At 62.9% G+C, this 24,109-nt stretch carries 24 protein-coding genes; 12 read left to right on the top strand and 12 right to left on the bottom strand.

The annotated features are described in order from the left end of the window. Window positions 1–164: 164 nt before the first annotated feature. Window positions 165–1,307 carry a glycosyltransferase gene (locus tag QX071_RS15910; RefSeq protein WP_315703658.1) on the top strand — a complete coding sequence of 381 codons (1,143 nt, stop codon included), beginning with the start codon at window positions 165–167 and terminating at the stop codon, window positions 1,305–1,307. Beyond that, window positions 1,304–2,437: a glycosyltransferase gene (locus QX071_RS15905; RefSeq protein WP_315729192.1), complete on the top strand. Its 1,134-nt coding sequence runs from the start codon at window positions 1,304–1,306 to the stop codon at window positions 2,435–2,437. The genes QX071_RS15910 and QX071_RS15905 overlap by 4 nt, the downstream gene beginning before the upstream one ends. Here the strand turns inward: QX071_RS15905 and QX071_RS15900 are convergent. Next, window positions 2,382–3,464: a glycosyltransferase family protein gene (locus QX071_RS15900; protein ID WP_316172002.1), complete on the bottom strand. Its 1,083-nt coding sequence runs from the start codon at window positions 3,462–3,464 to the stop codon at window positions 2,382–2,384. The genes QX071_RS15905 and QX071_RS15900 overlap by 56 nt on opposite strands. Window positions 3,465–3,675: 211 nt before the next feature. Here QX071_RS15900 and QX071_RS15895 point away from each other — a divergent pair, with 211 nt between their 5' ends. Beyond that, window positions 3,676–4,638, top strand: a complete 963-nt coding sequence (locus tag QX071_RS15895; RefSeq protein ID WP_315729190.1) for a UDP-glucuronic acid decarboxylase family protein — start codon at window positions 3,676–3,678, stop codon at window positions 4,636–4,638. A 636-nt stretch (window positions 4,639–5,274) separates the two neighbouring features. Here QX071_RS15895 and QX071_RS15890 read toward each other — a convergent pair. After that, window positions 5,275–5,976 (bottom strand): YafY family protein, encoded by a 702-nt coding sequence (locus QX071_RS15890; protein ID WP_315703654.1) that lies wholly within the window; start codon window positions 5,974–5,976, stop codon window positions 5,275–5,277. 73 nt (window positions 5,977–6,049) lie between these two features. Here QX071_RS15890 and QX071_RS15885 point away from each other — a divergent pair, with 73 nt between their 5' ends. Beyond that, on the top strand, window positions 6,050–6,418 hold the full coding sequence (locus tag QX071_RS15885; protein ID WP_315704268.1) for a VOC family protein: 369 nt from the start codon (window positions 6,050–6,052) through the stop codon (window positions 6,416–6,418). Between the two features lie 268 nt (window positions 6,419–6,686). Here QX071_RS15885 and QX071_RS15880 read toward each other — a convergent pair whose 3' ends face one another. Then, window positions 6,687–7,619 (bottom strand): hypothetical protein, encoded by a 933-nt coding sequence (locus QX071_RS15880; RefSeq protein WP_315703653.1) that lies wholly within the window; start codon window positions 7,617–7,619, stop codon window positions 6,687–6,689. Between the two features lie 533 nt (window positions 7,620–8,152). Between QX071_RS15880 and QX071_RS34065 the strand changes: the two genes are divergently transcribed. Beyond that, the gene (locus tag QX071_RS34065) at window positions 8,153–8,320 is read left to right on the top strand and encodes a type II toxin-antitoxin system RelE/ParE family toxin (protein ID WP_410052189.1); all 168 of its coding nucleotides are present in this window, start codon (window positions 8,153–8,155) and stop codon (window positions 8,318–8,320) included. 8 nt (window positions 8,321–8,328) lie between these two features. Next, on the top strand, window positions 8,329–8,838 hold the full coding sequence (locus QX071_RS15875; RefSeq protein WP_315729189.1) for a hypothetical protein: 510 nt from the start codon (window positions 8,329–8,331) through the stop codon (window positions 8,836–8,838). Between the two features lie 70 nt (window positions 8,839–8,908). Here the strand turns inward: QX071_RS15875 and QX071_RS15870 are convergent, their stop codons facing one another. The 4 genes from QX071_RS15870 to QX071_RS15855 form a co-directional block, all read right to left on the bottom strand. Further along, window positions 8,909–9,070 carry a hypothetical protein gene (locus QX071_RS15870; protein WP_315703651.1) on the bottom strand — a complete coding sequence of 54 codons (162 nt, stop codon included), beginning with the start codon at window positions 9,068–9,070 and terminating at the stop codon, window positions 8,909–8,911. A gap of 609 nt (window positions 9,071–9,679) precedes the next feature. Beyond that, the gene (gene tcuB / locus QX071_RS15865; RefSeq protein ID WP_315729188.1) at window positions 9,680–10,882 is read right to left on the bottom strand and encodes a tricarballylate utilization 4Fe-4S protein TcuB; all 1,203 of its coding nucleotides are present in this window, start codon (window positions 10,880–10,882) and stop codon (window positions 9,680–9,682) included. Further along, window positions 10,866–12,305, bottom strand: a complete 1,440-nt coding sequence (gene tcuA / locus QX071_RS15860) for an FAD-dependent tricarballylate dehydrogenase TcuA (protein ID WP_315703649.1) — start codon at window positions 12,303–12,305, stop codon at window positions 10,866–10,868. The genes tcuB and tcuA overlap by 17 nt, the downstream gene beginning before the upstream one ends. Continuing rightward, the gene (locus tag QX071_RS15855; protein WP_315729187.1) at window positions 12,305–12,925 is read right to left on the bottom strand and encodes a hypothetical protein; all 621 of its coding nucleotides are present in this window, start codon (window positions 12,923–12,925) and stop codon (window positions 12,305–12,307) included. The genes tcuA and QX071_RS15855 overlap by 1 nt, the downstream gene beginning before the upstream one ends. 41 nt (window positions 12,926–12,966) lie before the next feature. Between QX071_RS15855 and QX071_RS15850 the strand changes: the two genes are divergently transcribed. The 3 genes from QX071_RS15850 to QX071_RS15840 are packed head-to-tail and all read left to right on the top strand — an operon-like array spanning window position 12,967 to window position 15,177. Beyond that, complete coding sequence (locus QX071_RS15850) at window positions 12,967–14,334, top strand: S41 family peptidase (RefSeq protein ID WP_315729186.1); 1,368 nt, start codon at window positions 12,967–12,969, stop codon at window positions 14,332–14,334. 32 nt (window positions 14,335–14,366) lie between these two features. Then, complete coding sequence (locus tag QX071_RS15845) at window positions 14,367–14,582, top strand: DUF2945 domain-containing protein (protein ID WP_315729185.1); 216 nt, start codon at window positions 14,367–14,369, stop codon at window positions 14,580–14,582. Between the two features lie 13 nt (window positions 14,583–14,595). Further along, window positions 14,596–15,177 carry a DUF488 domain-containing protein gene (locus tag QX071_RS15840; RefSeq protein ID WP_315729184.1) on the top strand — a complete coding sequence of 194 codons (582 nt, stop codon included), beginning with the start codon at window positions 14,596–14,598 and terminating at the stop codon, window positions 15,175–15,177. A gap of 199 nt (window positions 15,178–15,376) precedes the next feature. On the opposite strand, the gene QX071_RS15835 is transcribed toward QX071_RS15840, so the two are convergent. From QX071_RS15835 to QX071_RS15815, 5 genes are all read right to left on the bottom strand, one after another. Then, window positions 15,377–16,138, bottom strand: a complete 762-nt coding sequence (locus QX071_RS15835) for an alpha/beta hydrolase (protein ID WP_315703644.1) — start codon at window positions 16,136–16,138, stop codon at window positions 15,377–15,379. Between the two features lie 61 nt (window positions 16,139–16,199). Next, window positions 16,200–17,177: an ABC transporter permease gene (locus QX071_RS15830; RefSeq protein ID WP_315703643.1), complete on the bottom strand. Its 978-nt coding sequence runs from the start codon at window positions 17,175–17,177 to the stop codon at window positions 16,200–16,202. Beyond that, window positions 17,174–18,103: an ABC transporter permease gene (locus QX071_RS15825; protein ID WP_315703642.1), complete on the bottom strand. Its 930-nt coding sequence runs from the start codon at window positions 18,101–18,103 to the stop codon at window positions 17,174–17,176. The genes QX071_RS15830 and QX071_RS15825 overlap by 4 nt, the downstream gene beginning before the upstream one ends. Continuing rightward, on the bottom strand, window positions 18,096–19,583 hold the full coding sequence (locus QX071_RS15820; protein ID WP_315703641.1) for a sugar ABC transporter ATP-binding protein: 1,488 nt from the start codon (window positions 19,581–19,583) through the stop codon (window positions 18,096–18,098). Before QX071_RS15820 ends, QX071_RS15825 begins: the two co-directional genes overlap by 8 nt. Before the next feature lie 127 nt (window positions 19,584–19,710). Further along, window positions 19,711–20,868 (bottom strand): ABC transporter substrate-binding protein, encoded by a 1,158-nt coding sequence (locus QX071_RS15815; protein WP_315703640.1) that lies wholly within the window; start codon window positions 20,866–20,868, stop codon window positions 19,711–19,713. A 123-nt stretch (window positions 20,869–20,991) separates the two neighbouring features. On the opposite strand from QX071_RS15815, the gene QX071_RS15810 reads away from it, so the two are divergent. The 3 genes from QX071_RS15810 to QX071_RS15800 all read left to right on the top strand — a co-directional run bounded on the left by QX071_RS15810 (window position 20,992) and on the right by QX071_RS15800 (window position 24,055). Further along, window positions 20,992–21,306, top strand: coding sequence for a hypothetical protein (locus tag QX071_RS15810; protein ID WP_315703639.1), 315 nt, complete (start codon window positions 20,992–20,994; stop codon window positions 21,304–21,306). 968 nt (window positions 21,307–22,274) lie between these two features. After that, window positions 22,275–23,237, top strand: coding sequence for a DMT family transporter (locus tag QX071_RS15805; RefSeq protein ID WP_315703638.1), 963 nt, complete (start codon window positions 22,275–22,277; stop codon window positions 23,235–23,237). Window positions 23,238–23,245: 8 nt separating this feature from the next. Then, complete coding sequence (locus QX071_RS15800; RefSeq protein ID WP_315703637.1) at window positions 23,246–24,055, top strand: transglycosylase SLT domain-containing protein; 810 nt, start codon at window positions 23,246–23,248, stop codon at window positions 24,053–24,055. Window positions 24,056–24,109: the final 54 nt, after the last annotated feature.

The following is a 24,109-nucleotide window of genomic DNA, read 5'->3' as shown; positions in this document are numbered from 1 at the left end:
GTCCTGAAAACGCCCCCGGCCATCCACATTTCGCGACGCTCTTGCGGGCCACGGCCGAATACGGTCAAGGTTCGCAGCAATGACCGTTTCGGACAATGCCGTGTGGATGCCCTGACCGGCCGACGCGGTACTATCGTCACGAAGCGTAGACTCACTGAGCCGCAATGCAGAAGCTCATCAATCTCGCGATTTTCATCGACGATCTTGGGGTCGGCGGGACCCAGAACTGGCTGACTCTTCTGGTGCCGGCACTGGCCGCGCGCGGTTTCGCGGTGCGCGTCTACGGCATGCGTGCGATTGCGCATCCCGAAATCCTTGAACGTCTGGCGCCTTACGCCGAAGTTCAAATCATCGGCGAAGGCCGCCTGTGGGCAGGACCCGGACTGCTGCGCCTGACGCAGGAACTCCGGACCTGGCCGGCCCAGGTCGTGCAGACGGCGCTGCCGACCTCCGACATGATCGGCCGCTCGCTGGCATGGCTGACGGGGGTACCGGCGATCTTTTCCACCATCCGCGGCCGGAACGTCGACAAGCCAAGCTGGCAGAGGTGGCTTGATCGCCGCACCGCACATCTGGCCAGGGCGGTCGTCTTCAATGACCGCGAGGCGGTGCCGTTTGCGATCCGCCACGAGGGCATACGCGCAGGCCAGGTCGTCTACATTCCCAATGGCGTTTCGATCACGACGGCGCGCCGGCCACCCGGCGACGTGCGCAGGGAACTGCAGACATCCCCGGAAGCGACCGTGCTCGCGACCGTCGCCCGCCTCCATCCGTCCAAGGGACAAAAATATCTGTTGCGCGCCTTCCGTCTCGTTCGCGAGCGCTACCCCGGCGCGGTTCTGTGGCTCGTCGGCGACGGTGAGTGTCGAGCGGCGTTGGAGCGCGAAGCTGGCGAACTTGGTATAACGGCGTCCGTCCGCTTCGCGGGCACCCGGCGCGATGTGCGCGACATCCTCGCCGCCGTCGATCTCTTCGCGCTTCCCTCGTTGTGGGAAGGCATGCCCAATGCGCTGATGGAAGCCATGGCCGCGAGCCGACCGGTGGTCGCTTCCGACGTCGACGCCATCCGCGAACTGGTGATCCACGGCAAGACCGGTTGGATGGTCAGGCCGGGCGACGCCGACGCTCTTGCACGCTGCATGATGGATATCCTGGCGGATCCCGCCCGGGCAGCCGACATCGGCCAGGCAGGCTTGCGGCACGTTCGCAAGCATTTCTCACTGGATGGCATGGCGGATGCCTACGCGACATTGTATCGCAACGGCCTGAAGGACGCGGCACTACGCGTGGGAGCCCCGTTGCGATGAAGATCGTTCATATCCTCGATAATCTCGATCGCGGCGGAGCTCAAACCATGCTGCGGAGCGTGGTGGCCGGCCTCACGGCGCGCGGCCACATCCAGCACATCATTTGCCTCAACGAGATATTCAACGAAGAGGTCGTTGCTGCCATGCGCGCCGCCGGAGCCAGCGTCGAGATCATCGGGCGGCCGCGCCTGTACGGCCTGATCGGCCTTTGGCACCTCGCCGCGGAATTGCGGCGGCGCCGGCCGGATCTCGTCCACACCGAACTCCCGTGGGGCGATCTGATCGGACGCACCGCCGCCCGCGTCGCCGGCATCGCCCCGATCGTCTCGACCGTGACCGCCCGCTACGCGGACAAGCCACGGCTGCAATTGTGGTTCGATCGCAAGACCGCGGCCTGGGCCGACCGCGTAGCCTTCCAGAGCGCCGAAATCGTCCCCTTCTCGCTCGCGCATGAAGGTGTCCGGCGCGACCAGGTTCAGGTCATTCCGAACGGGGTCGATGCGGACGACCGTGACCGTTCCGTTGCAGCATCCGCCCTGCGCCGGGACCATGGCGGCGGCGCCGCCACCATCCTCGGCATGGTCGCACGGTTGCACCCACAGAAGGCCCACCCCGATCTCCTCGAAGCGTTCGCAAAGCTGGCTGGTTCGGACATTTGCCTCTGGCTGGTCGGCGACGGACCTGATCGCGCGCAACTCACGGAGCAGGCGCGCGCGCTCGGCATCGCCGATCGCGTGGTCTTCGCCGGTGACCGCGGCGACGTTCGCGACTGGATCGCCGCGATGGATATCTTCGTTCATCCGACTTATTTCGAGGGCCTGCCGCTCGCAGTCCTCGAGGCCATGGCCATGGGCAAACCGGTCATTACCTCGCCGGTCGACGGGCTTCGCAGCCTGATCACCTCCGGCGTCGACGGCTGGCTGGTGCCGCCCGGCAATCCCGACGCTCTCGCCGAGATCATCGGCCATGTCGTCGCCCATCCCGAGGAACGGGCCCGCGTTGCCGCGAGGGGCGCGATCCGCGCGCTGTCGCAATACGGCTCGGATCGCGTGGTCGAAGCCTATGAAACGCTGTTCAAGTCCGTGCTCGAGGCCCGGAGCGCGGGGAGCGGCGCCAACGGCCGTCGATGAACGCATCGATCGCGGCAAAGGCCGCATCGTTGCCGCAGAAATCTCCGCAACCGATCCGATCGCGGTAGCTCTCCAGCCGCACCTCGAATTCGCGCAGGATCCGCGACGAGAAAGTCGCCAGATCGGCACGCATGCCGTAACCGAGCCGCTCCAGATAGTACGCGTTGAGAAACTGCTCGAAGGCGCCGCTGACCGGAATCGACAGCACCGGCTTGCCGAGATGCAGCGCCTCGGAGATGAGCGTATGGCCACCGCCGCAGACAACGAAGGCGCAGGACGCCAAATCATCGAGAAACGATTGCTCGTCGAATGCCCTGAAGACGACGCGGCCCAGGCTGCAGCGCTCGCCCAGGCCGTAGACACGGACCGGCCGATCAAGCGTGGCGAGATGCTCGACGAAGGCCGGGAACGTCGGATAGCCCTGATAGGCGACGACGTGGTCACCCGCCGTCGGCCGGCGCGCAACGACGTCGCGCCGCAGCAGCGGCGGCAGTTGTCGAAGCCAGGGGCTCGCCGCCCGCGCGGGAACGTCGAAAAAGTTGCAGACGAGGTACTGGTCCGCCGAACTGAACAGAAGCCGGACCGCCGCCGCCGTCGCTAGCCAGCTCGACATTTGGCCCAGAGGGCATGCGATCCGTCCCATGGTGATGACATGCTGGTTGTCGAGCGACAGGCAGGCCACTCCCATCCTGCGCGCCACCCTCGGCACGAAGAACTCGTAGTCAGTCATGGCAAAGTCCGGGGCGAAGGCCTCGGCCGCCTGCTCGACCCGGCGGCGCCAGTGCGCGCCATTGCTGAGTGTCGTGGCGGTACGCAGCAACGCCGCCGGAGCATCGACCCGATGCGAGCCCACGGGCGTGACCGGATTGGGACACTCGAACACCAGGAATTGGCTCCCGAGCAGGCGCGCTGCTTCTCCGTGACAGACGAACAGGAAGTCGTGCTGGGAATAATGCTGCGCCAAGGTCAAGGCGCGGATCGCGTGGCCCCGGCCGGTCCCGTGCACGCCATAGAGAATGCGCGCCATGGAATCAGACCGGCGCGCCGGCAGGCGGATGAAACGGCGGCCAGCATCGCGAAAGATAATTCACCATCGGCCGGTTCATTCCTTGTGCCGACGATCCGCAGGACCGTCGCCTTGCCCTTCGACTCATCTTATGGTTGTTATTGGGTACAGAACATTCTAACGAGCAAGGATCGTGTCGAGAAGAGCGTCCGGGCGCATTAGCGAGAACAGTTTGGTCACGGGCGGCGCCGGCTTCATCGGTTCGCATCTGTGCGAGCGACTGATTTCTGACGGCCACCAGGTCGTCTGCGTCGACAATTTCTTCACCGGCACACGCCGCAATATCGAGCCCCTTCTCGACGATAGGAATTTCGAGCTGCTTCGGCACGACGTGACGTTTCCTCTCTATGTCGAGGTCGACAGCATCTACAACCTCGCCTGCCCGGCCTCGCCGGTCCATTACCAGCACGATCCCGTGCAGACGACCAAGACCAGCGTTCACGGCGCCATCAACATGCTAGGGCTGGCGAAACGGCTCAAGGCCATGATCCTTCAGGCGTCGACCTCGGAAGTCTACGGCGACCCGGAGAAGCACCCGCAGACGGAGGATTATTGGGGCAACGTCAATCCGATCGGTCCGCGGTCCTGTTACGATGAAGGTAAGCGCTGCGCCGAGACGCTGTTCTTCGATTATTGGCGCCAGCACCGCTTACAGATCAAGGTGGCCAGAATCTTCAATACCTACGGGCCTCGCATGCACCCCCACGACGGGCGCGTCGTCTCGAACTTCATCGTCCAGGCGCTGCTCGGCAAGCCGATCACCCTGTATGGCAACGGATCGCAGACGCGATCGTTCTGCTATGTCGACGACATGGTCGATGCGCTCGTCCGCCTCGCCGCGACACCCGACGATGTGACCGGACCGGTCAATCTCGGCAATCCCGCCGAGATCTCGATCCAGGAACTCGCCAGGACCATCATCGAGTTGTGCAATTCGCGGTCTGCTATCGTATGCGGGGAGCGACCGGTAGATGATCCATGTCGGCGACGGCCCGACATAACGCGCGCCGAAGCTGTCCTGTCATGGCAGCCAAGGATTGGCCTTACCGAAGGCCTGACCAGGACGATCGCCTATTTCGACCGGCTCCTCTCCGAGGATGCTGTCCGCAGATCCCTGCTGGACGATCCGAATTGAGGTGACTGGCCTCGGTGTGGACCGGTCGACGGAATCTCGCTCGCCGGCGTCTGATGCCTGCGCGAGAATCGGCAAGACGACCTGTTGCTGCGTCTCCGGCTCTATGGTCGCCACAGTCCGACATCGACGGGCCTCTCGTTGCGATCGAGCTTCATCTTGCAATGCCATGGCCATTGCGCTGCAGTTGCAACATGATCGGCCAGCCCCTTTTACAAATTGGGCATGCCGCACCGCAACGACGATTGCATCGGCGGGGTTCTCGATGACCTTCGCCGACTGGACGACCTTGATCGATGGCGCATGATGGATGCCGGCCGCGAGGACATATCCATAGACATCCGCTACTGACCTCCGCGGCGCCATCTTCGTTTGTGGAATGACAAATCCGCCTTTGGTCGACGCGTTCAAAGGTCGGACTGCTAGCTTGGATGCCAAACCGCCATTGGCCGTCTCGCCCTCGTAGAAGACGATTTGCTGAGACTTCACACCTGCCCCGTTGAGTTAGACCAGATCAGAACCTTCCCAGTTCTTCACGGGCGATTACTTTCGGCGATCAGGATCTTGCAATGAGCATCGCGGCGCGCCTGCTCTTTCTTTTGATGTGGAGTAGCGGCGCGATCTTCGTGCCCTGCATTCTCAGGGGTCTGGCACGTAGTCCGCATCGATTTGCGTTTCGCGCCATTCTCGAAGCATGATCGCACCGCGCTTTGGATAGCGCTCTGCAAGATTCTTGAGAGCCATTATTCTGTCTGTCCGAAAATGCCGGAAGTCTGCTCGTTTCTCGCACCACCCGACCAGGATCCGAACCTTTTGGAAATAACCCAAAGCGAAAGGCCATATAGTTCTGTCGGACTGGTTTCCTGCCGCGTCAACATAGGCTATTTGGAGCTTCTGTTCATTGCGGATCGCTGTCCGCACGATCTTGAGCTCGATCGCTTCGACATCTTCGATCGTTCTTGGCCCGACGAGAAGGGCCGAACTCTCCAGTTCATCCTTCAAACTCTCCGGAAGTACCTCCGTGATCTTTGCCAAGGCATTTGATGCGGCTTTTGTTATCGGTTCATCGGCAAACTTGGCCACCCAAGAAAATCCAAGCATCAGGGCTTCCAGTTCCTCCTGCGAAAACATCAGCGGCGGCAACATGAAGCCCGGTCGAAGGATATAGCCGACGCCCGGCTCGCCTTCGATGTTCGCTCCTTGTGCCTGTAGGGATGCGATATCCCGATAAAGCGTACGAATGCTGATGCCGAGGTCTTGGGCTAATCGTGCTCCGCTCACCGGGCGGCTGTGTCGCCGGAGCACTTGTAGGAGAGACAGCAATCGTTCGGATCTGGCCATGACGCATGCTGCCAGTTTTTGGCACCGGCGTCGCATATATTCGTCCTGCAACATCGCAGCAGGACAACTTTCGATGGCAACTCCGAACCTCATCCTTCTCTACGTTGAAGACCCGGCACGCAGCCGTGCGTTCTATGAAAAGCTGCTGGGTAGAGCGCCTGCAGCATCATTTCCGACCTATGTCGCCTTCGAGTTTACCAATGGCCTATATCTTGGCCTCTGGTCCACGAAGGCGGCGAACTTCGTATCGTCCGGAACGGGCCATCGCTCTGAACTTGCATTCATGGTGGACGATGACGCTGCGGTAGACCGTCTATACGCCGCTTGGCGCGACGCTGGCGTATCCATCGAGCAGGAACCGAGCGTGGCGGTTTTCGGACGCACATTCGTTGCGGTCGATCCCGATGGGCATCGTCTGCGCGTCTGCACGCCCGACGACTAGGATCGGGTAGGCAAAGGAATGAGAGTTACGTTGACAGTGCACTTAACTTCGGTGCATGCGGACGCGCGACGACGGCCGCCTATCCCCCGCAACGGCTTCGATTGCCGTTGCTTCACGCTTTCTTCTCGCACGCCAACGCTATGTCTCCGGCATAACGAGAGCTGAAAATATCGAAAAGGCAGTCGAACAGCTTCCTCCGCGTGAGCTCGCGCGGTTACGCCCGTGGCTCCAGCCGGTTCGTCCAATCAACCTGTGGCGGACCCTTCCCTCATTGGATGTTGAATCGCGCGCCCGGGCATTCGTTGGTGACGGTCGTTCCGACGAGCTGCGCGGCGACCGACGTCGGCTTCGGGATCGCGACGATCATCCAACGCCCTTTCTTGTTCAGCCAGAACCGACCCGTCGTCGTGGCGATGCGACGCTCGGTGTATTTTTTCGTCGCGATCAAGGGCACCTTGGACTTCGGCATGGGGACTTCCTTCCAGGGGTCGAACGAATAGAAGTCCAGGAAGAAAAAGTGCCATTCGATTTTTTGGAATTCATGGTGCGAGACGACGACCTTGACCATCGAGCTTCCCGTAAGCCATGCCGCGCCCATCGGGTCGGGTTCGACCTGCAGGCATTTTGTGTGTAGCGGCTCCTGGACATAGAGAAAATTCGTTCTCTGACTTTGCGAAAGCATCGCCGAGGTCACTGGCTGCCCCACATTTGCATCGCCGGCCGGCCCCGAACAGATCGGCACTGTGGGCGGGCCTTGTCCGGTCCATGGGTTGTTGCTGCAATAGATGTAACGCGACCATGACGACCAACCGGTGGACGCCGTTTCCTCCGCCTTGCCCGTCTCGCGGTCCCAAATGCCGGTGAACTTGACCGTCTTGCTCGGCGGGCAAGCCGTCTGAGGAGGCCCGGTCCACCAATGGGTGGTTTCGAACTCATAGATCGATTGCTTCGGGTACGGGTACATGACCACCTTGGCGCTGGTCAGCGCGTGGTGCGCCGAACACCCTTCCCCCTTCGTATCGAGCCAGCAGAAGATCGGAAAGGTTTCGCTCGGCCAGCAGCCCGCGCGCGCCGAGGACGACCCCAGAAGAGCGATCACGACAGCCAACCCAAAGAGACAAGCACGCACTGGCGTTCTCCCGCATGCATCTTCCAGTTGAGATTGCCCCGCTTCCTCGCCGCGACCTTTGATCGAGATCAACCACATTGATCCCATCGACCACGGGCGAGCTGCGGACGTTCGCTCCACCTTGCGAGCCCGTGGCAGTCAGTGTGCTAAGGTCGGCGGTCGGCCGGCCGCCGTCCTCATCCTGCGCCATTTCGCCCAGGTGAAGTACGACCCGCGCCAGACAATCCGGAGCCGGCAAGCAAGCCTGGATTGCTTCGTCGCCTGCGCTCCTCGCAATGACAGACCACCGGCATCGCGCCGGTTGGGAGATGCCGGTCCGCACCGCAGACGCGGCCGTCCAACTGATTTGCGCCGGGGATTGCGGGTGACAGTGCACTTTATCAGTAGGACCGCCGGACCCGGCCCGCATTGCGAGCTCCATCCCACGATCAAACGCAAGCGGCGACACCGCGCTTGCATGCCTTCGCCAAATTCCGTACGCGATGAAGGTCGTCTATACCGACGAAGCCCTCAACGACCTCGCCGCAATCGCCGATTGGCTCATGCTCCACCATCCGACCGTCGCGCTGGCTGTCGAGCGGCGCATCTGACGTGTCGTTGCCCACATTGCACGCTGGTCCACGAGCGCAAGGCGGCTCCCGGCCCGCCCCGATGTTCGCGTTATTCCGCTTGGACGCTCCCCTTACGAAATCTTCTATCGCGCGACCGACGACACGATCGAGATACTTCATATCCATCATGCCGCACGGCAGCCTTGGGACCCGAAGCCATAGAGCGCAGCATGAACTTGGACCATTGGACCAGAGGCTATACGCAGGCCGAACTCGACGATGCGCAGGCGAAATTCGGCCTGGTCTTCCCACCCGATCTCGTCGCGCTATTGAGAGAGCGCCGACCGGTGCGCGGCCATGACTGGGCCGACGAAGCCGCCATTCGCAGCATGCTGGAGTGGCCCCTCGAGGGGCTGCTCTTCGATATCGAGCATAACGCGCTATGGTGGTCCGAATGGGGAGAGAGGCCTGACCACCCGGAGGCACGCGCCGAAGTGCTCCGCTCCGTTCTCTCGCGCGCGCCCAAGCTGATCCCCTTGCTCAGCCACCGCTATCTTCCGGAGCAGCCACACGAGTCCGGCAATCCCGTGTTCTCTGTCTACCAGGCCGACGTGATTCATTACGGCGCGAACCTGGAGGACTATTTCGAGCGGGAGTTCAACGGCTGGGGACATCGGCCGTGGCCGGATCAGATCAGGTACGTTCCGTTCTGGTCCGATCTCGTCGAGCGCAACTGTTAGCGAGCTGCGTAGCCCGGGTGAGCATTAGCAACATCGGGGGTCTCACGCGTTTTCCCGGATATCGCTTCGCTCATCCGAGCTTCTTGCCAATGGCCGTCAACGCAGTTTGCGCCGCCGATTGAAACCGACAAAGCTTGCGCCCAACAGTCATTTTCGGCAGCCTTTTCAAGCTGATTTGGCCTGTCCAGTCCCTCGCGCAAAAATATCCTTCTTTCGCTTTTTCGGAAATCATGATCTTATCCGCTCGTCCCGCCTCGGCACGAGGGGCGTATCGCGATCGTCACGACACGCGGGGTGGGATGCGGTGGGCGGATCGGGTTGCAGCGTGATCATTCATGCCGACGAACAACCTGATGCGCACGGCGAAATCGTGTGGTCCTGGCATCCCGGTGCTGATGCCCAGCGCAACGCGCTTAGTGCGTTGCGCTGACGTGACGAGGCTTCGCCTCGCGCGGACGGGGGCAAGAAAGCCGGTCCCCGGGGAGAGCGCGTATAAGCGTTAAAACCATCGCGCAGGGAAGGCCGGTTGTAGGCCGTACCTGTGGTGACTGCCGCCTGCTTTTCTTCTGCAGGCGGGCCATGGGTGCTGGCCTTGCATCCGGCCTTCCCTGCGCCCTCGATTTCGAGAGCGTGAAGCTACCCGTGCATCTCTCGGGCACCTCGTGCCGCGAGAACGTATCATCATATCTGCTGTCGGGAGATCTGCGGTTTGACAGTGTGGAACGAGTCGAAGCCGCTCCGTCGGCAAAGGACGGGAGGCCCGTGTTGGGCAGCGAAGGCCAGGCGCAGCGAGGCTGCACGCTCCGCGTCGATCGATCCGCGCCGCCGGATGGTCGCGGCCCTACTCTCCGCCGACGCCAATCCGGTTCGGCAGCCGCTTCTCCAGCGCATATTTGAAGAGCGCGACCGTACGGAATACCGCATGCGCAAACTTGCCATAGGGCAAGGTCAGGAACAGCGCCATCACGGTGCCGAGATGGATCGCAAGCCACAGCGCCATGAACCGGGTGTCGCGGAGCACGAGCAGAGCAAGCCCGGTGAGGCTGACGATGAAGAGCAGCGCGATGAAGCCGCGGTCCATCGGCCGCTGCGCGGCATCGCCCCGCTCGGGACTACGGTGCAGGTTGAGCCAGAGCAGGCCCGCAGGGCCGACCAACAGGCCGATGCCTCCGACCGTGCCGAGCATCACGGGAAGGCTGAGCCAGGGATATGGCGCCTCATAGGCCAGGACGTAGTGGTCAAGCGTCGCCACGCTGGTGGCGGCGAAGCACAACAGGAAGCCGTACATCGTCAGTTGGTGAAACCAGCGCCGCGACAGCGTGAAGCGATCGTCGTCCTCGTTGCAGCCCTCGCCATGGCCACCGCCGAGATAGCGCAGCCGGGCAACGTCGCTTGCCGCTTCCACCGCGGCCGGACCGCGCGCCTTGGCCAGCTCGGCCGCCCCCGGCGGGATCGCTTCGCGCGCCGGCGAGATGTCGCGCCAGAACCTGACGACGCCGACCGCGAAAGCCACCATGGCGAACACGAACACGGCGCCGAACAGGCTCGCCAGAAGATTGTGCGGGAAGATCGCATAGAAATTCCCGCCGAGCGGCTTGTCGGTCAGCCCGCCGGCGATGGCGGTCGCGAGCACGAGAAACAACGCAAGCCCGCCGGCCAGCGCGAGCGCAAGCGTCAGGCCTTGACGCTGATAGAGCTGTCCGAAGCTGGAAGGCCACGCATAGTGCCGATATGTCCGCCCCCTCACCTTCGCCATTGCCTTGGGCACGTTGACGACGAATTCGTGCGGCGGCGCATATTGGCAGGCGTAGAGGCACGCCCCGCAATTGTGGCAGAGATTGGCGAGGTAATGCGTGTCGGCCCCCGTGAACTCGAGCCGGCGCGTCATCGCCGGAAACACGGCGCAGAAGCCCTCGCAATAGCGGCAGGCGTTGCAGATCTGCATGACCCGCGCGATCTCCTGCTCGTCCTTGCCGAGTAACGCGCTCAGGTCCGGCATGGTGGAGCCGGCCGCGGCCGCGATCGTCTCAGTGAGCGGCGGCATAGGCCAGCTCCTCCTTGAACTCGGGATGATGGAATCCGGCGCTCGCGGCGGCATTGACGCCGGCGATGCGGCCGAACGCGGTGCCGATGCTCATGCCGACCCCCGCGGTGTAGCCCTTGCCCAGCACATTGCCGGCCATCATCTCGCCGGCCGCAAACAGGTTGGCGCTTGGCACGCCGGCAAAACGCACGGCGGCGCTCTCGTCGGTCTTCATCCCGAGATAGGTGAAGGTGATGCCGGGCTTCAGCGGATAGGCGAAGAACGGCGCCGCATCGATCGGCTGGGCCCAATGGGTCTTCGGCGGGGTCAGCCCCTCGGTGCGGCAGTCATCGAGCACGGTGTGATCGAAGCTGCCGGGGCGGCAGGCGGCATTGTAGGCGTTCAGGGTTGCGGTGAAGCTCGCGACATCGAGACCGATCTTCTGCGCCAGCTCCTCCAGCGTCTCGGCCCGCGTGCCCGGAAACACCGGCGGCATGAAGCGGCCGACCGCCTTGCGATCGATGATCGACCATGCGGTCTGCCCGGGCTGTTGCGCCACGAGCCGTCCCCAGATGGCGTAGCGCTTGGGCCAGAAATCCTCGCCCTCGTCGTAGAAGCGCTGCGCCTCCCGGTTCACCACGACACCGAGCGAGACGCAGTCGATGCGGGTGCAGATGCCGCCGTCGTAGAGCGGCGCGCGGGCGTCGATCGCGACGCAGTGCGCCTGGGTCGGATCGCCGATCGCGTCGGCACCGGCGTCCAGCATGAACTTCAGCAGCACACCCTGGTTGAAGCGCGTGCCGCGGATCAGGAAATTCTCCGCCGGCCATTCGCCGCGCTCGTTGCGGCCCCAGGCTTCGCGCTGCCATGCGAGATTGGATTCGAAGCCGCCGCAGGCGAGCACGCAAGCTTTGGCGGCGATGCGCTCACCCTGCTCGGTGATCGCGGCGACGAAGCGCCCGTCCTTGAGCTCGAGGCTCTTCACCGGCGTGTCGTAGCGCACGGCAATGCCGAGCCCGGCGGCGCTGCGGTAATACGCATTCACCAGCGCCTTGCCGCCGCCCATGAAGAAGGCGTTGGTGCGCGCCACATGCAGTGCGCCGGAGAGCGGCGGCTGGAAGTGCACGCCGTGGCGGCGCATCCAGGGCCGGCAGCGCGAGGAATGCCGGATCACCAGCCGGGCCAGCCGCTCATCCGTCAAGCCGCCAGTGACCTTGAGCAGGTCCTGCCAGTATTCCTCTTCCCTGTAGGCATCGACCAGCACGTCCTGCGGCGCATCGTGCATGCAGCGCAGGTTGCGCACATGCATCGAGTTGCCGCCACGCCAGCTTTGCGGCGCGGATTCCAGCAGCAGCACCGAGGCGCCCGCCTCGCGCGCCATCAGCGCCGCGCACAGCGCGGCGTTGCCGCCGCCAATGACGAGAACGTCCGGCTCTCCTGCCATCAGATGATTGCTCCCGCAGCCGTTGGTCCGGCGGAACCGCCGAAGGAAAGTGCCGGCCCCAATGTGATCGTGAGCCCTGGATAGGCGCCTTCCATGACCAAGGCCATATGGTTGCTGCAAGCGAACCAGCCCAGGAGCGGCAAGCCATGCGCGCGGAGCGGTGCTTCGATCGGTGCGATGCAAGGGCCGGTGTTTTGACTGGCACCGCCCAGCGAGCGCTGCCAGACGTTGCCGCCGCGCGCGGCTTGGCTGTTGAATTCGGACACGGTCTCGACAAAAGCGGTTTCGGGAATATCGATCATGCGTGCCAGACTGATCGCACGATCAGCGCGCTTCGGATAGCCGGATGCGATATCCTGCACATCCGAGCGCGAGAACGGCTTAACCTTGCCCCACCCGCATTTCCACAAAAAGCGACGATCGCAGATCAGCCACGCGGGAATCGCAACCTCGGCATGGGCAAGCTGAGCGTGGCCGAATTCATGACTGTATCCCGCCACTGCCCCCCGATGCGACCCCGGCCGGAGCGCTCGCGACGAGCTAACGCAATTTTGCGTGGCTTTAGCTTCCTGACTGAAACAAAGTTCCCGTTCGGTCGTTCCTGTAAACCTTCCCGCCAAACCAACGCCGCGACGAGCGTAGCCTTGAGGGTAGCACCATCATGATCAAATCCCGATTGCTGATCGCCGGTCTCATTGCAGGCGCAAGCGCGATCGCAGTCCCCCTCGTCACCGCCGTCGCTGTCCAGGACACCGGGCTCGCGCCTCAGGATCTCGCCGTGCTCGCCGGCGTGATCCAACTCGTCCGCCAGGATTACGTTCATCCCGTGGGCTCGGACGAACTGGTCAAGGACGCGCTCAAGGGGATGCTCCGTCGCCTCGACCCGCATTCCGATTACATGGACGAACAGGAGTTCAAGGATTCCAAGGCCGACATGGCCGGGAAATTCGGCGGGCTTGGCATGCAGATTTCGCAGCAGGAGGGCGTGGTGAAGATCATCGCGCCGATCGATGGGACCCCGGCCGCGTGCGCCAAGCTCGAACCGGGCGATGCCATCGTCATGGTCGACCACACCAGCACGCAAGGGGTCAGCCTGCAGAAGGTGGTCGACGAATTGCGCGGCGATCCCGGCTCGAAGGTGACGGTCACCATTCTCCGCGGCAAGCAGGAGCCGTTCGACGTCACGCTGACGCGGGAGATCATCAAGGTCGCATCCGTCAAGTCCGAGCTCGAGCCCGGCGGCATCGGCTATATCAGGATCACCCAGTTCGGCGGCGACACGGCGGATGGCTTCAAGAAGGCGATCACGGATTTCAAGCAGGGCCCTGACGGCGGCGTGAAGGGCCTCGTGATCGATCTGCGCAACGATCCCGGCGGGCTTTTGACCGCGGCCGTCGACGTCGCCGGCGATCTGCTCGACGGCGGACCCGTGGTCAGCATTCATGGCCGACAGGCAGACGATCAGCAGAGCTTCGCTGCGCCGGCGCATGGCGACATGTTGCCCGGCGTCCCCGTCGTGGTTCTGATCAATGGCGCCTCGGCGTCGGCCTCGGAGATCGTCGCCGGCGCCCTGCAGGACCGGCACCGCGCCACCATCATGGGAACGCAAAGCTTCGGCAAAGGCTCGGTACAGACCATTGTCCCCCTGAAAGGACACGGCGCGGTACGGCTGACGACCGCGCTCTACTACACGCCCTCGGGCCGCTCCATTCAGGATGACGGCATCGCCCCTAACGTCGTGGTCGAAGCGCCCAAGGACCAGCAGATCAGCGGCGGCCCCCTGCTGCGCGAAGCCGCGCTGCAGGGCGCGTTCAAGAATCCGGGACCGCTCGGGCCGACGCCCGGCGCGAACACGACGCAGGCCGCACTGTCGCATGAAAAAACCACGTCTTCGGCCCCGATCAAGGCCGACCTGATCGGCAAGCCTGGCGATGCGCAGCTGAAGGCGGCCCTCGCCTATCTGGATGCGAATGCGGGCGAGCAGGCGAAATCGACCGGCGCGCCCCAGACGAGTCCCGACGTCAAGTGACCACCCCTCTTCGGTGCGGCGCGAGGTGATCGATGACAAAGTTTGCGAAGGGTGATCACGTCTCCTGGAACTCGGAGGCCGGCCATGTCACCGGCCGCATCATCGCGGTTCACGTGCGCGACTTCGACTACAAGGGGCACCGCCATCACGCCTCCAAGGCGTCGCCACAATACGAGATCAAGAGCGACAAGAGCGACCACATCGCGGCGCACAAGGAGAGCGCATTGACGAAGCTGAGCGGCAAATAAGACAGCGGTTCGGATGGGTGAAGCAGCGCACCGCTCCGAGAACGCGACGGCGCCCAGCGCTCCTCCCGTCTTCACCATCGGCCATTCCACCCGCTCCATTGCCGAGTTCGTCACCTTGCTGCAGGCCGGCCGCGTTCAGCTCGTCGTCGATATCAGGCGCATCCCGCGCTCGCGGACCAACCCGCAGTACAATGCCGATGTGCTGCCTGCCGCGCTTGCGCACTATCAGATCAACCACACGCGCATTGCCGAGCTCGGCGGCCTGCGCAAGGCGAGCGGCATCGCGCCGGAGACCAACGGCTTCTGGACCAACCAAAGCTTCCATCATTATGCGGACTACGCCCTCACGGACGACTTTCGGCGCGGCTTCGATCGTCTTCTGCAAGTATCAGCCGAGCAGCGCACGGCCATCATGTGCGCGGAGGCCGTGTGGTGGCGCTGTCATCGGCGCATCGTGGCCGACTATCTGATCAATGCCGGTCGCACCGTCTACCATTTGATGGACACCGATCAGGTACAGGCAGCGACCTTGTCGCAAGGCGCCGTGCGCGCCGGAGACGCGTTGATCTATCCGGCGTCGGCGGACCGGGCGTAGAATGGGTTGAGCATCGCAATCCCGCCGACCACGACGTCAGACTTGGTGGGTATGGCTCCGCTCAACTCGGTCCATGGCTGCTGGGACAAATCGGGCTGCCAGCATCCGTCATGGCGAGCCGAGCGAACCAGTCCCCGCGAATGGCCAAGGCATATTCAAGATTGCGACCAATCGGCCCACCTTCCTGAATAATGCGGCGCTAGAATGCGGCCCCGGCTATCTCCGAGATGAATCGTCCGCAGCGCTCGACGATCAGATCCTTGTCGTTGTCCAGAGTCGCCACATGGTAGGAGTTGTCGAGCCAGAGCAGGCGCACATCGCTTGAACTCACCTCCTGCGCGATTCGCTTGCCATTCGTCGACGGCACGATGTGATCCTCTTTGGAATGAATCGCGAGCGTGGGACAGGTGACCTTGCGCAGCAAGCTTTCGGTTGCCGCAATCAGGACGTGGACCTGCCGGAGGCAGGCGACCGGTACCTCCTGATAAGCGAGCTCTTTGACGCCTGCAGCCTTGATGTCCGAGCCGATGCCCGGGACACGCTTCGGCGCTGCGCCGTCCGATATGAGTTCGGCCATTGCGCCGTCAAAGATTCCGACCGCGCCGTTAATCGGGATGGCGCCGGCCACGATGTTCGGAAATCGCGCGGCAAGATTGAGGGTAATCGTGCCCCCCATGGAGAGGCCGGTAACGAATACTCTTTTGCCCTGACCTGCCAGTTCATGAAGAGCCTGCTCCGCCGACGCCAGCCAATCGAGATAGCCGGTCGTCTCCATATCGTCCGGCGAGGTGCCGTGGCCCTTCAGGCGCGGGCCGCTCACGGTAAAGCCGAAGCGTCGGTGGAGCTCTTCGCCGAGATACCGCATGCTTTGCGTCGATCCAGTGAAACCGTGGAGCACGAGGACCGCGGGTCCCTTGCCCTGCATGAAGAACGGTTCGGCTCCAGCCATCACCTCAGTCATGTCATCTCTCTCCTGTTGTCATCCTGCGGCCGCAGCCGTTCTCGCTTGGTTATCGAATGCCTCAGGACTGACGCCTCGCTGAATAGGCGGCCGCCGCGACGCCGATAATCGTCCCCTGCAGCATCAGCTTGGCAGGCTCGCCGAGCCCGAGGCTCGTCAGCAGGTTGAAGCTGAACGTCAACATCAAGGCGGCGACGGTTGGGCCGAGCACGCCCCCCCTGCCCGAGCCGAAGGTAACGCCGCCGAGAATGACCGCCGCGAGCGAATTCAGCGCCAGGTCGCGGCCGATATCCATGCTGCCGACACCGACAAAGCCAATGAGCAGGAACCCGGAAAACACGGCGAACAGGCTCGACAGGACGTGGACGATCGTCACCACTCGAACGTAGGGAATGCCCGAAACCCAGGCGGCCTGCGGATTGGCGCCGATGGCATCGATATAGCGGCCCAACACCGAAACCCGCAGAAAAATTGCAGCGGGCATCAAGAGGCCGAGCCAGACCAGCAGCGCGACCGGGAAGACGCCCACTCGCAGCTGCCCGATCTGGCGCAACAGCACGGGCGCGTCCCCTGGCGACCTTAACTGGCTGAACGAGACGACTACGCCGCTGATGATCATGGTCATGGCCAGTGTCACGATCACCGAGGACGCACGCAGGCGCGTGATGAAGAACGCGTTGATCAATCCGACCGAAGCACCGAAGGCCAGGCAGATCAGGAGCAAGACCGGTTCGGAAAACGGCAGCAAGCCGCTCGTAAGAATATAGCTCACGCCGACAATAACGCCGCCGATAGAAAGGTCGAGCGACAGGACGCGCATGCAGAGCGACTGGCCTATGACTGCGATTCCGAGCGGAGCCGCCTGACGCGCGATCAGGAACAAGAGCAGCGGGGACAGCAACGCTGGACGGACCAGGTAGGAGGTGCACAGCAAAATCACGAGGGCGGCATAGGCGAATGGAAGCTCCCGAACGGCACTTGCCGCCGAGCGCAGCCTTTGCCCCCACATGAGCGGTCTACCCATCGTCACCTCGGTCATGCGCCGATCACCTTCCGCCTCTGCAGGCCGATCGCCAGCAGCAGCAGGCAGCCCGTGGCCGCGGTTCGGAGGAACGGCGAGATACCGACCAGATTCATTCCGTTGGTCATGAAGCCGAGCGTAAGGACGCCCGCAACGACACCGGTAACGCTGCCGGCACCGCCGGCCAGTTGAACCCCACCCAAGGCGATGGCGGTGACGGAGTCGAGCGAATAGGACGCACCGATCGTTGCGTCACCTCCGGCGACCCGTGCTGTCAGAAAGGTGCCCGCCAACACCGCACTGAGAGAGCAGATCACGTAGCAAGCGATCCTGTGCAAGGTGACGGGAACCCCATTGCGAGCCGCGCTGGTCGGATTGGCGCCGATCGCAAAAATGCGGAGCCCGAAGCGGGTGAGGTGCAGCATCGCGGCAGTCAGACCCACCGCCGCCACGCACCAGAAGAACGCGGCCGGGATACCGTCGACTTCCGAGACTGCAAGCGTCCTCAGATATTCCGGAACCACCCCACCCGGTACGGGATGGATCAGTAAAGCCAAGCCTTGCAAGAAGGTCATGGTCGCAAGCGACATGACGAGCGGATGGACGCTGAACAAGGTCACGCCGATTCCATTGACAAGCCCGGCAGCAATGCCGACCGCTAATACAGCAGGCATTGCCAACTGGGGATCCAGCGCGACTAGCATCGCGCTCGTCAGGCTCATGACCGAGCCGACGGAAAGGTCGATGCCCCCGGAAATGGCCACGATCATCTGTCCCAGCGAAACGATCAGAAGTCCCGCGATCTGGCTGTTGACGTTGGCAAGATTCTGAAAGCTGAGAAAAGTTGAGGATGAAAGACAGAGGATAAGGAAGAGGGCTAACGGCAGCACGAGCGTCATTGCCTTGATGCCGGAGCGGCCCGGTGTGCGCAAAAGCCTAAGCATTGGCGCTCCCGGCCTGGGATCCGTCGGCGGACGATTGTTCGGTCAAGGCAAAGCGCATAACCTCCTCCTCGCTGGTCATAGCGCCGTCGAGTTCTGCGGTGATGGCGCCACCACGTACGACCACAACCCGGTCACAGAGCCCCAATACTTCCTGCAATTCGCTCGAGGTCAGCACGACCGCGCCGCCGCCATCCGCGAAATCTCGCAACAATGCATAGATCTCGGCTTTGGCGCCGATATCGACGCCGCGGGTCGGCTCCTCCAGAAGAAGCACATCGACGCCGGACGCCAGCCAACGTCCGATCATGACCTTCTGCTGATTGCCACCTGACAGCATTCCTACGAGCTGTTTGGGACTCGTCGCGCGAACTCGCATGCGCTCCATGAGGCTGGCGACGAGGTCCGTCCTGACCTTTGCGCGCTGCCAGACCGAGAAACGGCGAAGCATGCCGAGCACGATGTTTTCCGAGATCGACAGCGAGAGATAGAGCCCTTCAGACTTCCGGTCTTCAGGCACGAAACCGATACCCGCGAGCGCGGTGGCGACCACGGTGAGATCGAGTGGATGCGAGCCGTCCCCAGCGGCGCTCGACTTTGCCACTTGTCCCTGGACCGCCGGCTGCAATCCGGCGAGCGCACGGATGATATCGCGCTGGCCCTGCCCCTCGAGTCCCGCGAGGCCAAGGATTTCTCCGCGCCGCACCGCGAATGAAACCGAAGGACCGCCCTCCGCTGCAACCAAGCCGGACACATCGAGCGCGGAATTCGAAGATCTCTGCAGCGGCTTGCGAGCGGGATAGAATTGCGTAAGCACGCGCCCAACCATGAGCGAGATAAGTTCGTCGTGGGTGAGATCTCGCGCGGCCCGCGTCGCGACATGCTGGCCATCCTTGAGCACCGACACCTGGTCACAGAACTTGAATATCTCGTCGAGCCGGTGGCTGACGTAGAAGATCAGCTTGCCTTCCGACTTGAGTGAAGCGATCAATTCCCCAAGCTTCTCGACCTCGGGCGCATTCAGCGCGGCCGTCGGTTCATCGAAGATGAAGATGTCTGCGTCGGCCGAGATTCCCTTGGCGATCTCCACGAGCTGCTGATCAGCAACGGAGAGCTCGCGGCAATATTCGTCAACACCGATCCGGCTGCCGAGGCGCTTCAAGGCGACCTCCGCCCTCGCGCGCATGACTCTGCGGTCGACCATCCCGCGGCGCGTAGGCTCTCGACCGAGGAAAAGATTCTCCGCCACAGTAAGGTTTGGCAGCAGCGTCAATTCCTGGAAGATCGTCGAGATGCCGGAACGCTGCGCATCGTGGGGGCTGTCGAGCCAAGCGGCCTCGCCGCGCAGCAAGATCCTTCCTTCGTCCGGCCGATGCACACCAGCAAGCAGGTTCATCAGCGTGGATTTGCCGGCGCCATTTTCGCCCGTAATCGCATGAACGGAGCCGGCCGCGCAATCGACAGACACCTCACTAAGCGCCACGTTCGATCCGAAGCGCTTGACGACCTTATCGAACGAAACCAAAGGAACGGAATCGTCCCGCCGCGACGTTCCACCCGCCGGGTGAGCTTCAGCCAGAGGAGGCACCACGTCCGCTCCGCGCTGGTGTCTAGCGCTTGAACATTTTCTGGATCTCCGCTTCCGGCAACGTCGACGTCACCCAGAAGGAGTCATTGAGATCCGGCCGGTAGTAGGATTTCAGATTGGCATTATCGATTGGCGCCGGCGAAGAATAATAGGATTTGTGCAGCGACTTACCCTCAAGAAGAGCAACCGCCGCCCTCAGCACGGCCGGGCCTAGTCCCGGCGTGAAGATCGGGGAAACGGCCTCGACCTTTGCATCTGTCCACGCGCGCAAGAAGCCGTTATTGGCTTCCCCCGTCATTGGGACCAGGGGCTTGCCGGCCTCTTTGAATACGTCGATGCAGGCTCGCGTCATATCCGCGCCCGAGAACCAAATGCCATCGACAGGCTGACCGGACAGCACGAGGTTCTCGCAAAGCTGCTTGCCCTTGGTATAATTCCAGTCGCCGTAAACCTCGGTGCCGATCTTGAGGTTCGTTCCCTCGATGGCCTTGCGAAATCCATTGTAGCGCAAGATCTCCTCGCCGACGCCGGCAACGCCGCGAAACGCCCAGATCGTCCCCTTGCCGCCCAGCTTCTGGACCAGAAATTTACCTCCGACCTCGCCGAAGCGTTCACCTCCGCCCATGATCTCGACCGTCGAAGCCAATTCACCATTGCTGCTGCCGAAGTTGATCACTGGAATGCCCGCTGCTACCGCAGCATCAACCTGCTTCTTGACGAGAGGCGGCGCGAGGGGAGCAACGATCAACACGTCAACTTTTTGAGCGATCAAGTCCTCCATGTCGGCGACCTGCTTGGCCGGTTGCCAGTTCGCCTCGGTAAAGATGAATTGCTTGATGTTCGGGTTGTGCGCCGCCTCGTATTTCGTTTCCTCAGCCATCTGGACGATCCAGGTGTTGCCGACGCCTGGAAACGACATGCCGATCTTCCACGGCCCGTCCTTCTTGAATTTCCCGGGCGGAGTCATGTCCGGCGAGGTCGCTTCGAGCAAGTTCGGCGGCAGCAGCTGCACCTCATCCTGTGCAAGTGCTGGGACTGGCGACGCCGCGACCGTTCCGAGAAGCAGCAGAAGTCCTGACATCCGCGCGATGTGCGTCATTCGTCCCCCCTTTTTATTCAGCGACAATTTGATCTTCAGCGACGCGTCAGTGGCGCGAGCTATTTTCGTATCGCCTTTCATTCGAAAGAAACACGCCGCGAATCGAAAATCAAGACGCTTGGCTCATGGCGGAGGTCAGAACCCGCTTGCGCCGTTGTCGCGCCGCATGCGGCTCGAGCCGCGATGCCTTCTTGAGAATCTTGCTTGAAGAATCTTGGTTGCGCCGCAACACCGCATCCTGCACCTTTTCAGGCTTCCACCGATACGTTTGCAACAGTTGAGGGCAACCTTTTCGTCCGGCGATATCCAGTCCGGCTAAATCGCGAGAAGCCGCAAGGTGAGCAGCCCCTCCAGCCGCAGAGGCGCAGTTCTTACGAGTTCGCTCGCAATCGAATGGTGGACGCTGCGGTTGCGGTCATGTCACACAGCGGCATCGAACGGATTTTCGATGCGCTGATCAGCCAAAGCCATGCTGCGGCCTTGCGCCGAGTCACATTCGGCGGCTTCTCATGCACATGATGTGCGCCACCCGCTTGATCGTCTTGGGCGGCAACGGCTTCACCCGCGGCGGCCGGGCCGCGTCCTTAACAGCCCCTCGCCTCTTGGGCGTGCAGCGCGCCGACCGCGCGGTCATCGTTTGATGGACGCGGATCAGGTTCGGGCAGCGATCTTGTCGCAGGGCTTCGTGCGCGCCGGCGACAGACTGATCTACCCGGCTTCGGACGGCAAATGAGAGAGCAAGATACTGGATTGCGTGATCGCTCTGCTCCTCGCAATGACGAACCACTGAATTCGCATCGCGGTGGATCTTGCGGTTGATGGCGTGGACCGAACTGCGCTAACTGATTTGGCTCGTTTGTCCAGCCTCTCGTATCAAAATATTCTTATTTCGTTTTTTCAGAATTCATGCTCTTATCTTGCCGTCCCGCCTCGACACGAGGGGCGTATCGCGATCGTCACGACACGCGGGGTGGGATGCGGTGGGCGTGCCGGGTTGACCGTGATCTTCACGTGGACGAACGACCTGACACGCACGGCGAAATCGTGTGGTCCTGGCATCCCGGTGCTGGTGTCAAGCTGCGTGGAAGATGATCCGCGAGGCGACGGGGGCAATCAAGCCGGTCCCCGAGGAGAGCGCGTATAAGCCGTAAAGCCATCCGCGCAGGGAAGGCCGGTTGTAGCGGCCCACCCGTGGTGACTGCCGCCTGCTTTTCTTCTGCAGGCGGGCCATGGGTGCTGGCCTTGCATCCGGCCTTCCCTGCGCCCTCGATATCGAGAGCGTGTAGCCATTGAACATCACTCGGGCATTCGTGCCGCGAGAACGCGGAATCGTATCTGCTGGCTGGCAACGTTCAACTGGGCGCCCCCTGTGATCGAAGAAGGCGGATTGCGTTGATTGCTGCTGGCGTTGGGTGATCAAGAAACGACCTTGCAGCGCGACGATGCAACCTGCATGAAGCTCATTCGGTCGCTGGTGAATAGAGGGCATGGTCGTGGACAAACTGACCTTGGAGGGATCCGGCGGGGCCGCGTCCGAGGCATTGGACGTGCCGGCGGCGAGGCGAGGCGGCCGTTCCCTTCCCTATCTGGCCGGGCTGATCGCCGTCCTGTTCTGGGGCGCCACGCCGGCCGCCACCGTGCTGGTTGCGCGCGAGATGTCCTCGTCGCTGATCGGACCGTCGCGACTGCTGATGGCGGCGGCCTTTCTCGTACCGATTGTTCTCGTCTGTCGGCCACCGTTCCCGACCGACAAAGGAGCCTGGATTGCCCTCGCCGTCAACGGCGTGATCGGGTTCGGCGGCTCATTCTTCCTGCAGGGCCTCGGCTTTTCACGAACCTCGACGTCGCATGCGGCCCTCATCCTGGCTTGTGCGCCGGTGATCACCGCACTGATCCAACATCTGCTCTTGCGCTCGTTTCCACGGCCGCTTTGGCTGGTCGGAAGCGCGATCGCCTTGTGCGGCGAGGCGCTGCTGATCCTCATGCGTTTCAATGGGGACGTCGGCAGCAGCGGAACCATGCTCGGCGACCTCATCGTTCTCCTGGGAACGGTCACGGTGAGCATCGGCTATCTGGCCGGCGCGAGATTATCGGCTCGCATCGGGCTGTTCGGCGCCACTGCATGGTCGATCATCTTCGGCGCGGTTTTCATGCTGCCCCTGTCGCGATCCCTCGCGCAGCCGCTCGCGGCTTTGACGGCCTTGGCCGGCGGTTCGCTGCTGTTCCTGGCGGTGTTCTGCACGCTGATCGGTTTCGCGGCCTGGTTCTGGGCCCTGCAGCGCGGCGGCGTGTCGGCGATCGCGCCTCTCCAGTTCGCCCAGCCGATCGTATCGCTGGTAATCGCGACGATGTTTCTCGGCGAGCATTTTTCGCTGGCGATGCTGGTGTCGGTCGGGCTTGTGCTCGCGGGTGTCTATATCTGCCGGCGATCGGTGATGGCGAAGGGCTGACCGGATACATGGTCCGCAAGCCCCGATCTCGCAAGAAGCGCTGGACCGCCCTGCTCCGCCGGATCAGACGCGGCGCGCGCTGGACGCGGCGGAGGCTGAGCGCAACGCCGCGGCCGGTCCGGATCGCGGGGCTCGCCGTGATCCTGCTCGCGGCGTTCTTTCTGGTGAACATCATGTATCAGGTGATCCGCAAGCCGAGCGAGCTGTTCGTCTTTGTCGGCCACCGGCTCGACAAGGAGCCGCCCGAGACCTGGCGGCAGTATGGATCGCTGTTTCGCGCCTACGCCACCGCCACGATCACGCCCGAACTGCTGGCTGCACTGGCGCAGACCGAGAGCTCCGGCAATCCTGTGACGCGCACCTATTGGCGCTGGCAGCTCGCGCTCAATCCGTTCAGCGTCTACAAGCCGGCTTCCAGCGCGGTCGGCCTGTTCCAGATGACCGACGCCGCCTTTGCGGAATCCGCGCGCTATTGCATCCGCGACCACGCCGTCACCGACGATGGCTGCGGCTCGCTTCTCCCCTACATCCGTGCGCTGCCGCGCCATGCGGTCGAACTGACGGCGATCTATCTCGACCGTCAGGTCGCCGCCGTGCTCGCCCGCGCATCCGACGCAAAGCCGAACGCGCTCCAGCGGCAGGATCTCGCCGCCTTGATCCATCTGTGCGGCGCCGGCCCTGCCGCCGCCTTCATGCGCCGCGGCTTTCGACCGGCCGACGGCGAGCGTTGCGGCGATCACCTCGCTGCCGGCTATCTCGCCCGGGTCAATGCGATGAAGCGGGAGTTCAAACGCCTTGCGGCCGAGGAGAGAGATTAGCGGTGCTTCAACACGACGCGAGCGGCGCGTCTTAACCATCATCCTTAACGCATT

The sequence above is a fragment of the Bradyrhizobium sp. SZCCHNS1022 genome (assembly GCF_032484835.1).
Lineage (GTDB): Bacteria > Pseudomonadota > Alphaproteobacteria > Rhizobiales > Xanthobacteraceae > Bradyrhizobium.
Note: the sequence above shows the minus strand (reverse complement) of the source record. Positions and strands in the feature narration are given on the sequence as shown.